The 3,771-nt window shown below is 58.5% G+C and carries 3 protein-coding genes; 1 reads left to right on the forward strand and 2 read right to left on the reverse strand.

The features are described 5' to 3' along the window. Window positions 1-102 precede the first annotated feature (102 nt). Window positions 103-1,083, forward strand: a complete 981-nt coding sequence (locus tag KY661_RS20555) for a hypothetical protein (RefSeq protein WP_225411829.1) — start codon at window positions 103-105, stop codon at window positions 1,081-1,083. Window positions 1,084-1,907: 824 nt separating this feature from the next. On the opposite strand, the gene KY661_RS20560 is transcribed toward KY661_RS20555, so the two are convergent. Next, a complete protein-coding gene (locus tag KY661_RS20560) occupies window positions 1,908-2,279 on the reverse strand; it encodes a DUF2019 domain-containing protein (protein WP_225411830.1) in 372 nt (123 codons plus the stop codon). Beyond that, the gene (sitA5, locus tag KY661_RS20565; protein WP_450097576.1) at window positions 2,276-3,619 is read right to left on the reverse strand and encodes a SitA5 family polymorphic toxin; all 1,344 of its coding nucleotides are present in this window, start codon (window positions 3,617-3,619) and stop codon (window positions 2,276-2,278) included. The genes KY661_RS20560 and sitA5 overlap by 4 nt, the downstream gene beginning before the upstream one ends. Window positions 3,620-3,771 lie beyond the last annotated feature (152 nt).

Consider the following 3,771-nt stretch of genomic DNA (forward strand, 5'->3'; position numbering starts at 1 on the left):
GGAAGGCGCCGATGTGACCGAGTAGTACTAGTTCGCAAAGGGTGCTTCCTAGAGGATTTTTCACGCTACCGTCGTCCGTAACCAGGAAAGGGACGCGGCCATATGCCGAAGAACAAGCCAGAAAATCACCCAGGATCTTCTTCTCCAATGCCTCAGCCCAAGACCGCCCCACCAGCACAACCGCCTCTCAACTTGTCCTTGCTTCAGAACGGCATAGACTTCGTTCAGGCTGCTGTCATTCTTCTTTATTCGGACAGCAAGTTACCGCTTCTGGCACACAAATACGCTGTCCTTCACGTTTTCTCTGGCGCTCTGCTGCTCTTAAAAGAGCGCCTCAGCTGGGAACACCCTTCGCTCATCTGGGCCGAGGTGACGCACGTCGACAACGCAGAAAAAATCACCGTCGACTTCGACACCTGCCTGGATCGGCTTCGCTCCATAGCGAAGGTCAATCTAGATGAATCCCAGATGAAGCTTCTACGCAGAGCCCAGAAACACCGCAACCGGATCGAACACTATGCTATCGAGCTGAAGTTGGAGGAGGCCGAAAAGCTTGTCGCTGAGATGGTAGAGTTCATCTTCGTCTTCATGCGCGATGAGCTTGAGGAAAACCTTGAAGATGACCTCCCCGAAGATGCCTGGAACAAGATCCAGAAACTGCGACAAGTTGCCCAAAGGCTTCAGCAAGAACGAGAGGCTCTGGAAGTTGAGCGGATCTCATCCGCCGAGAAGCGCTACCAAGCCAGCATCAAAGGGTTGGATTCCAAGGACCTTAAGTGGTGGCAGCGAGCGTACCGGTACATGGTGATGCCATCGTCCGAACTTGAGGCCTTGGTCGAGGAACCATTCTGGGACCCACACACCCCATCTCCTGCGCCACCAAGGGAGTGTGCCGATTGCGGCTCGGAGTCAGTGGTTGTCATGGGCGATGGGATCGCGATTTGCACCAATCCCGATTGCCGGTCACCCCACTCCGTGCATTTATGTATACGATGCGGAGGGGACGACATCATTGGTGGCAACGACGACGACCTTTGTGAGTCTTGCCAAAATGAGTTTGCCGCGTTCATGGAAAAGGATTGATGGGAGCGTTTGCCGCACATCTCGCTTTTGTACGACCTGATCACATCTTTCGGGAACTCCGCAGTCCCCCGGGAGAAATCTCGCTCGTGAGCGAGCGAAGTGACCAAGTCGTACTACGCGGAGTTGAGAACTTCCTTGAGCATTATGACCGACAGCATCGGAAAATCGGACCTCAGCGCAGCACTCCGAAACGGTCTTGGCCTCCCTCGCTTGATCCCAGCAACCCCTCCGGCCTGATCGTGTGTGGTTCATCCCCCAACTCTGGGACATGGTTCGGGTTGGTCGATGCGCGTGCCCAATGCCCAGTTCAAGAACTCCATCCAGAGTCTCCCGGAGTCCTTGCTCGCTCCGTGATGAAGGGCCGTCATCGCGCTGGCCGGTTTGTACCCAAACTGTACCCAAGATGAACGGACGCGGGTGGACCTCCATGGACTCACCGCCCACCCCGCTCCAGAGGGAAACTGGCCGCCCCTCAATCCCTCCGGGCACCTCGCGGATCGGGGCGGCGGGGCTTCAAAACCGGTCAGGGGCCGTGAGAACGGTCCCTGGTGAGTTCGATGCTCATGCCTTACAGGCATGTTTTGCTTGGGTTCTCTGACGCAGCCCTGATCGGGCTGCGGGATGCCCTACACCGCTGCATCTAGTTGTGAGCGTGGTGCCCCGCACCTTGGCCGTGGCCAGGTCCACGTTGCACTGCCCCTTTGCCCATAGATTGAGTTCTATGGCCATGAGAACTCTGCTCGAAGAGGTTTTGCGCCACCATTTTCCCAATCCACCTGCCACTTCCGAGCATACTCGCGTCAGCATCTCTTCACATGAGGCGCCTACGCAGGCTTGAAGGTTCCTTCCTTCCATTTCTTGAGAACCATTTCCGCACTGAATCCCACAAGGCTCTTCGGAACACTTGCAAGCTCGTCCAACACGGGCTCTGCTTCATGTGGCACGAAATCCAGCAGGAAAGTGGCCGCCCAATACCGGGTTCCCGGTTCAGGGTCGCGAAGCAAGCTGCGCAGACGCTGCCATCCCTCTTCACCTCGAAAACGCAATTCTTGCCGGAGCGCCACGAGGTTGTCGAACTCTCTGTTGGCAGCTTTAGCATTCCCACCATCCGTAGCACGTCCGTGCTCCGCTGAAGCGGCTCTATACTTTTCAATAAGACCCTCCATCGGCAATGCCCTCAACGCGCTTTTCCTCATGGAATCACTCCGAACTGCTTCAAGACCGTCAGGCCGAAGGCCCGCTGCTCCTCGTAGCTCTTCCCACGCAGCCATTTCCGAACAACCATGTTGTCCGTGAACTCTCGCTTCGATGAGTAGAATGCACTAATCAGTGCATGTATTTTAGAATCGATCGCAATTACATTTTCAGTATTGTGCAGAGCCTCACGGCCAAAGCGCTCGACGTTACCCGGTGTCTGCTCAACGATGTGGTGCCAGTTTTTGCCCTCGCCCGCAGCGCCCATCGCGTTCTTGAAGTCCCTCATGGACTTGAAAGCCACGAAGTCAGCCTTGGTCTCACCATCAACACGGCCTGTGGCCCGCGCCGTCATGGCCACTGCGTTGGGAGCCAACGCAACGATGACACCCTCGGCGTTGATGGAGACCGACTCCACTTGAGCCAGAGCAGCGGACGAATAGCGGATGTTCAGCTGCGCCTCGGCCACCAGCGCCGCCTTTCCGGCTCCTAGCAGCGTCGGCATCTTCGCTGCCATCCCCGCAGTCGTGTTCCCCACCGCCACCATCGCCAGCATCACCAGCGCCTTGGCGCCCTTGTCCCCCATCACCTTAGAGAACTTCAGCCCCGCAGCCCGGATCTCCTCGAACGTGGTGGATCGATCCACCTCTGCCACCAGCACACGCCACCCATCGATGAGTTTCCACACCATGTCCCATCCCAGGTAGCTCACCAGGCCCACCGTCATCAGCGCGGCCACTCCCTTGGAGATGGGTTCGGGGAGCAACCACAACATGAGGTACATGGTCACCGCACCTGTGATGGTGGCCGCCACCACCTCAGGGTTCACCATGTGCCCGAAGGTTTCCTTCATTTCTCCCAGCATCGCGCCCCTGGCGATAGCCATGGCCAAGGCATACTTCCCATCGCTGTCCAGCACGGGGCTTCCCACCAACAGGTGCAGGCAATCCTTGGGGGGTGGCCCCCAGGCGCGACCACACCACAAGCCGTACAGGCGGTTTAATTCCGCGTCGGCTGGCGAAACCTCCAGTCTCACCTCGCTGGCCGCGTCGAGAGGTAACAGCCGTCGGCTCTTGCGCTCGTAGCGATACCAGCCGCTGCGCTCCGGCACTCCGAACACTTGACGCGCGAACACCAGAGGCTGCTCAGGAGTTGGCACGGCGAGCACATGCTTGGCTACGGCCTTCTTGAACTCCTTGTCGCCCATCTCCGCGAGTCCCACGTCTCCGCGCGGGACGTGGACCACAGGCTCCCCCTGGCCCGTATCCAGGCGGATGACCGTCGATGGGGCACGGCACCCCGCGAGCAACGAAAAAAGTAGTAAAACTGCCCAACGTGGCATGTGGAGCCTCCTGACCACCGCTCCCGCTCGTCGGAAGCACCACCGGAGATTACAGGGGTGTCGTCACATGCCCGTCAATCGCTGAGGTCTGCGGGCACCTAACCGCCATCTGCCGGGCCACGGGGGGCGTACTGCCCCCCGTGTTAGGGTAT

This window comes from Allostigmatella hybrida (assembly GCF_020103775.1).
GTDB classification, from domain to species: domain Bacteria; phylum Myxococcota; class Myxococcia; order Myxococcales; family Myxococcaceae; genus Hyalangium; species Hyalangium aurantiaca.

Bases quoted from the DNA above. Each gene is read 5' to 3' on its own strand.
- sitA5 (WP_450097576.1), bottom strand. From the start codon at position 3,619: ATGCCACGTTGGGCAGTTTTACTACTTTTTTCGTTGCTCGCGGGGTGC.
- KY661_RS20555 (WP_225411829.1), top strand. From the start codon at position 103: ATGCCGAAGAACAAGCCAGAAAATCACCCAGGATCTTCTTCTCCAATG.
- KY661_RS20560 (WP_225411830.1), bottom strand. From the start codon at position 2,279: ATGAGGAAAAGCGCGTTGAGGGCATTGCCGATGGAGGGTCTTATTGAA.